This window comes from Micromonospora sp. M51 (assembly GCF_018070305.1).
GTDB classification, from domain to species: domain Bacteria; phylum Actinomycetota; class Actinomycetes; order Mycobacteriales; family Micromonosporaceae; genus Micromonospora; species Micromonospora parva.
In genome coordinates this window covers 1-5,187 of record NZ_JAGPXZ010000434.1, presented here as the reverse complement: position 1 = coordinate 5,187, position 5,187 = coordinate 1, and the positions used below count along the sequence as shown (strand labels likewise).

The following is a 5,187-nucleotide window of genomic DNA, read 5'->3' as shown; positions in this document are numbered from 1 at the left end:
CACTGCCGCTGCCCACCGGAGAGCATGGCGATCGGGGTGGTCACCCGGGGAATCCGTACGCCCAGTTCGTCGAGGGCGGCGGCGGCACCCTGCCGCATGGCGCGCTTGTCCAGCAGGCCGAGCCGACCGAGCGGCCCGGAGCGCAGGATCTCCCGGCCGAGATACAGGTTGGCGGCCACGCTCAGGTCGTCGGCGACGGCGAGATCCTGGTAGACGGTCTCCACCCCGGCCCGGCGGGCATCGACCGGGGTGGAGAACCGGACCGGACGGCCGCCGATCAGGATCTCGCCCTCGTCCGGCGGATGCACACCGGACAGGGTCTTGATCAGGGTGCTCTTTCCGGCACCGTTGTCACCGATCAACGCGACGACCTCGCCCCGGCGGACGGTGAAGTCGGCCCCCCGCAACGCCTCGACGTGCCCGAACCGCTTGACGATGCCGCGGGCCTCGAGGACCGGCGGTTCCTCGTCGGTGGGTTGCTGGGCGTTGTCGGCGGTGGCCGTGGGAATGCCTCCCATCACTGCACCGGCGGGTTGGCGCAGCTGGGCTCGAGCACCGCCTTGATCTCCGCCGAGTCGATGTTCTCCTTGGTGACGAACGTGACGCCGGTGTCGGCCGACGCCAGCGGCGCCTTGTCCCGGAGGTGCTTGACCATCTTGTCGACGCCGAAGTAGCCCATCTTGAACGGGTTCTGCACGACCAGCGCCGAGATCTGGCCGTTGCGCACCCCGGCGATCTCGTCCGGGGCCGCGTCCCAGCCGATGATGACCACCTTGCCGGACTTGCCGGCCGCCTGGATGGCCTGCGCGGCGCCGAGCACGCTCGGCTCGTTGGCGGCGAAGACGCCAGCCAGTTTGGGGTTGGCGGTGAGGATGTTCTCGGTGACCCGGCGGGCCTCGTTGACGTCGCTCTTGCTCGGCTGCTGGCCGACCAGCTTCAGGTTGGGGTACTGGGCCAGGCCGGCCTTGAAGCCGTCGACCCGCTCGGTGTTGGTCTGCGACCCGGGCTGGAACTCGACGAGCGCCACCTCGTGGTTGCCGGGGCCGAGTTCGGTGGCGAGCAGCTTCGCCGCCTCGGTGGCCGACGCCCGGTTGTCGGTGGCGAAGAGGGGCACACTCGGCGGTTGCGGGCTGGTGCCGGAGTCGATCATGGTGACCGGGATGTTGGCGGCGAGCGCCTTGTCGGTCACCGGTGCCAGCGCGCTGGAGTCGGTCGCCGCGTAGACGATGCCGTCGACCTTCTTGGTGACGAAGTTCTGGATCAGGTTGACCTGGCCCTCAACGTCGGTCTCGGTGGTCACCCCGTCCCACTGGACGGTGACGTCCCCCGCGCGCTGCGCGGCGCACTCCGCGCCCGCCTTGACGGTGTTCCAGTAGTCGGCCCCGACCGCCTTGGGTACGACGGCGAGCTTCAAGGGGCCGCTCGCGTCAGTGGTCGCGCCGTCACCGCCGTCGCGGACCTCGACCCCGCCGCAGGCGCTGAGCAGAGCGGTCGCCGCGGCCACGGCCAGGATCGCCTGCGCGCGCAGGAGTGGTCCTCGCGTCCGCCGGCTGGTGGTGGTGTGTGCCATGGTGTGTGTCCTTCCTCGTTCGGACTCTCGGAATGGCATGTCAACCCCGTGATTCCAGCCGCCGGCGGCGGTACTGGTCGAAGTAGACGGCCGCCCAGATGATCAGACCGACGATCACCTGCTGGTAGTGGATGCTGATGTCGAGCAGGACGGCGCCGTTGCGGACCAGGGCGATGAGGAACGCGCCGATGATGGTCCCGACGATCCGGCCCTGCCCGCCGAACAGGCTGGCTCCGCCGATGACCGCGGCGGCGATGACGTCGAGCTCCAGCGAGATGCCGTAGTTGGGCTGGCCGGAGTTGACCCGGGACGCGGCGATCATGCCGCCCAGCCCGACCAGCACACCCGCCAGCACGTACACCCCGGTCAGCTGCCGCCCCACCCGGATGCCGGAGCGGCGGGCCGCCTCCAGATTGGAGCCCATCGCGTACGTGTACTGACCGAAGCGGGTCTGGGAGAGCAGGAAGGCGACCCCGACCGCGACCAGGATGGTGATCACCACGGCGAACGGAATCCCGAGGATCTCCCCGTTGCCGAGCAGTTGGAAGGATCGGGGCAGGCCGTAGACGCCGACCGCTCCGGTGATGATGAAGACGAGGCCGCGGCCCACGGACATCGTTCCCAACGTCGCGATGAACGGCGGGATCCGGGCCACCGTCACCAGCAGCCCGTTCAACAGCCCGGCCAGCGCGCCGACGCCGATCGCGACCGCCGTGGCCGCCCAGATCGAGAAGCCGAGGTCACGCACGACCATCGCGCCCACCACGCCGGCGAGCGCGGCGACCGACCCGACGGACAGGTCGATGCCCTTCGTGATGATGACCATCGTCTGGGCCGTGGCGATGATGGCGATCACCGCCGTCTGCGCCCCGATGTTGAAGAGGTTGTCAGCAGTCAGGAAGTAGGGGCTCGCGAAGGTCAGGGCGATGAACAGGACGACCAACGCGGTGGCGGCGGTGAACTCGGAGACGGCGTGGGAAATGCGTTCGCGAAACCAGTCGCTGAGCTCGCCGCGCTGCGTGCCGGCGGTTGCCTCGACGCTACTCATCGTCGGACCTGACCTCCCCAAGCGTGGCGCCAGCACCCGACGAGGACCCCGCCGACGAGCCGAACGCCTGTGAGCGACCAACCCGCTCAGCTGTCAGTGCGGCCAGGCGCCCGCACGACCTCAGAGATAGGTCGGATGTTTCCCACGATCAGGCGTTACCTTGCCACGCATTCACGTATGTTGCCAAGGTCTTACGGGCATGTTTTGCCATCGTTACCTGCACCACCGGAGGCATACATCAGACCACCGGATATCGGCCGCCGCCGTTAGCATGTTATCGATAACACACTATGTCGCCAGCTCGGCGGCCACTGCCCGCTCAGGACGGGGGCAACCGGTACACCCGGGAGGCGGTCCACTGCCAGATCGCCGCCCGCTCGTCGTCGGACAGCGGGGCCAACAGGTCGCCGAGGACCGCGACCCAGCGGACGTACGAGGTGACGAGCAGGCACACCGGCCAGTCCGAGCCGAACATCAGCCGGTCCGGCCCGAACACGTCGAGCGCGTGCTCGACGGCGGGCCGCAGGTCGGCGGCCGTCCAGGAACCACCCTCCACCTCGGTCACCAGGCCGGAGAGCTTCGCCGTCGTGTTGGGCTCGGCCGCCAGCGCCCGCAGGTCGCGGCGCCAGTCACCGAGGTCGGCCCGCCCGAGCGAGGGCTTGCCGAGGTGGTCGAGGACGAACCGCACCTGCGGCAGGTCGCGGACGAGCCGGGTGGCCGCCGGCAGCTGGTGCGGACGCACCAGGAGGTCGAACGCGAGACCGGCGGCACCGACCGCGGCGACACCCCGCCGCACCTCGGGACGGTCGAGATAGATCGGGTCGGGTTCGGACTGGACCAGGTGGCGGATGCCGACCAGCCGTTCACCGCCGCGCGCCCGGCGTAGCCGGTCGAGGCGACGACCGACGTCGGCAGCGGTGAGGTCGACCCAGCCGACGACCCCGGCGACGAGGGGGTCGTCGGCCGCGATGCCGAGCAGCTCGGGAGTCTCCGACCGGACGGCGACGGACTGCACGACCACTGTCTGCGTCACCCCGGCGGCCCGAGCCGCCGGGGCGAGTTCGACCGGCGTGAAGTCGCCGTCGATAGCGGCCATGGTGTGCGGATCGATCCACTGCTGCGGGTGCCGCGCCCGGACCCAGAGGTGGTGGTGCGCGTCGACGATGCCGGGTTGTCGCGCGAGCCCGCCCGTCGTCATCGGACCCGTCCCGGCGCCGTCACGTCCACCCCACACCCCGCCCCAGCCACTGATCGAACCCCACCGGGTCAACCCGGAGACACCACCGATCTGGCAGGTTGACCATGTTAGCGGTAACAGACTGTTCATAGATGGCGGAACGCGCGGCGCGGCCGGCTACCGACACTGTCGTCTTTTGGTCTGACGAATCCCGCTGCCCGCCGCTACCTCTCGGACCCATCGACACCACGGTGGGCGGACGTCGTCGGTGCCCGGGGTCCGGGTTGACCGTCCGAGGCCGCACCGATACCGTCGAGCCACTATCTGCGGCGACGCGAGGGAAGCCGGTGTGAATCCGGCGCGGTCGCGCCACTGTGAGCGGTTCCCCGACGGGGGCCGCGAGCCAGGACGCTCGGTCGTCCGCAGCCTTGCGATGGGGACGCGTCATCCCCGGGGAGGTTCGTGTATTCATGTCCAGCTCCGCGTCCAGCCAGCCGGTGGTGCACCCCGCCGGCAGTACCCGTCTGCTGTGGACGGCCCTGGCAACCGTTGTCGTGCTCGCCCTGCTGACCTACCTCGTCGCCTTCGACCAGGGAGCGGTGTCGCGCAGCGGGACGTACCTGCACGAGCTGATGCACGACGGCCGGCACCTGCTGGGCGTCCCGTGCCACTGACCCCCACCACCACTCCCCCGTTCCTCGCCGTCCTCGTCCGCGGGCTGCTCGCCGGTCTGATCGCCGGCCTGCTCGCCGGGGGGTTCGCGTACGTGGCCGGCGAGCCACACGTCGAGGCGGCCATCGCGATCGAGGAGGCCGCGACGCACGCCGAGCCCGCGGCGGGTGCCCACGATCACGGGGAAGCCCTGGTCAGCCGGACGGGTCAGCGCGGCGGTCTGTTCCTGGCCACCGGCCTGTTCGGGGCCGCGATGGGTGGCCTGCTGGCCACGGCGTACGTTCTGCTGTCCCGTCGGCGGCGCGCCGAGGACGACGGGCGGTCGGGTCTGCTGCTGGCCGGCGCGGCGCTGCTCGGTGTGGTGATCGTGCCGTTCCTCAAGTACCCGGCGAACCCACCGGCGGTCGGCGACCCGGCCACCATCAACCAACGGACCGTCACCTACCTGTTGATGGTGGTGCTCGGCCTGGTGGCCGTGTGGGCCGGCTCGCTGGGCTACCGGTCGGTCGGCGCGCAGGCCCCGCCGTGGCTGCGCGCCGCTGCGGCAGTGGGGGGATTCCTGCTGGTCACGGCAGTGGCGTACGTGGTGATGCCGTCCTTCGAGGAGGTTCCGTCGACCTTCCCCGCGACCCTGCTGTGGAACTTCCGGTTGGCCTCGCTCGGCACCCAGGTCGTGCTCTGGACCGGCATCGGCCTGCTCTTCGCGGCCCTGATGCACCA

6 protein-coding genes and 1 riboswitch are annotated in these 5,187 nt (G+C 70.3%); of the genes, 2 read left to right on the top strand and 4 right to left on the bottom strand.

The features are described 5' to 3' along the window. From KBX53_RS21415 to KBX53_RS21400, 4 genes are all read right to left on the bottom strand, one after another. On the bottom strand, positions 1 to 518 hold a 518-nt coding region (locus KBX53_RS21415), incomplete at its 3' end, for an ATP-binding cassette domain-containing protein (RefSeq protein WP_210861240.1). Continuing rightward, the gene (locus KBX53_RS21410) at positions 518 to 1,570 is read right to left on the bottom strand and encodes an ABC transporter substrate-binding protein (protein ID WP_210861238.1); all 1,053 of its coding nucleotides are present in this window, start codon (positions 1,568 to 1,570) and stop codon (positions 518 to 520) included. The genes KBX53_RS21415 and KBX53_RS21410, both read right to left, overlap by 1 nt. A gap of 40 nt (positions 1,571 to 1,610) precedes the next feature. Further along, complete coding sequence (locus KBX53_RS21405) at positions 1,611 to 2,618, bottom strand: ABC transporter permease (RefSeq protein WP_030336298.1); 1,008 nt, start codon at positions 2,616 to 2,618, stop codon at positions 1,611 to 1,613. 319 nt (positions 2,619 to 2,937) lie between these two features. After that, positions 2,938 to 3,816 (bottom strand): amidohydrolase, encoded by an 879-nt coding sequence (locus KBX53_RS21400; RefSeq protein ID WP_210861237.1) that lies wholly within the window; start codon positions 3,814 to 3,816, stop codon positions 2,938 to 2,940. 318 nt (positions 3,817 to 4,134) lie between these two features. Beyond that, positions 4,135 to 4,207: riboswitch (cobalamin riboswitch) on the top strand. A 58-nt stretch (positions 4,208 to 4,265) separates the two neighbouring features. Between KBX53_RS21400 and KBX53_RS21395 the strand changes: the two genes are divergently transcribed. Both KBX53_RS21395 and KBX53_RS21390 read left to right on the top strand, forming a co-directional pair. Continuing rightward, a complete protein-coding gene (locus KBX53_RS21395) occupies positions 4,266 to 4,469 on the top strand; it encodes a CbtB domain-containing protein (RefSeq protein WP_030336294.1) in 204 nt (67 codons plus the stop codon). Then, the coding region (locus tag KBX53_RS21390) for a CbtA family protein (RefSeq protein ID WP_210861235.1) at positions 4,460 to 5,187 on the top strand (728 nt) is incomplete at its 3' end. The genes KBX53_RS21395 and KBX53_RS21390, both read left to right, overlap by 10 nt.

Bases quoted from the DNA above. Each gene is read 5' to 3' on its own strand.
- KBX53_RS21410 (WP_210861238.1), bottom strand. From the start codon at position 1,570: ATGGCACACACCACCACCAGCCGGCGGACGCGAGGACCACTCCTGCGC.
- KBX53_RS21405 (WP_030336298.1), bottom strand. From the start codon at position 2,618: ATGAGTAGCGTCGAGGCAACCGCCGGCACGCAGCGCGGCGAGCTCAGC.
- KBX53_RS21395 (WP_030336294.1), top strand. From the start codon at position 4,266: ATGTCCAGCTCCGCGTCCAGCCAGCCGGTGGTGCACCCCGCCGGCAGT.
- KBX53_RS21400 (WP_210861237.1), bottom strand. From the start codon at position 3,816: ATGACGACGGGCGGGCTCGCGCGACAACCCGGCATCGTCGACGCGCAC.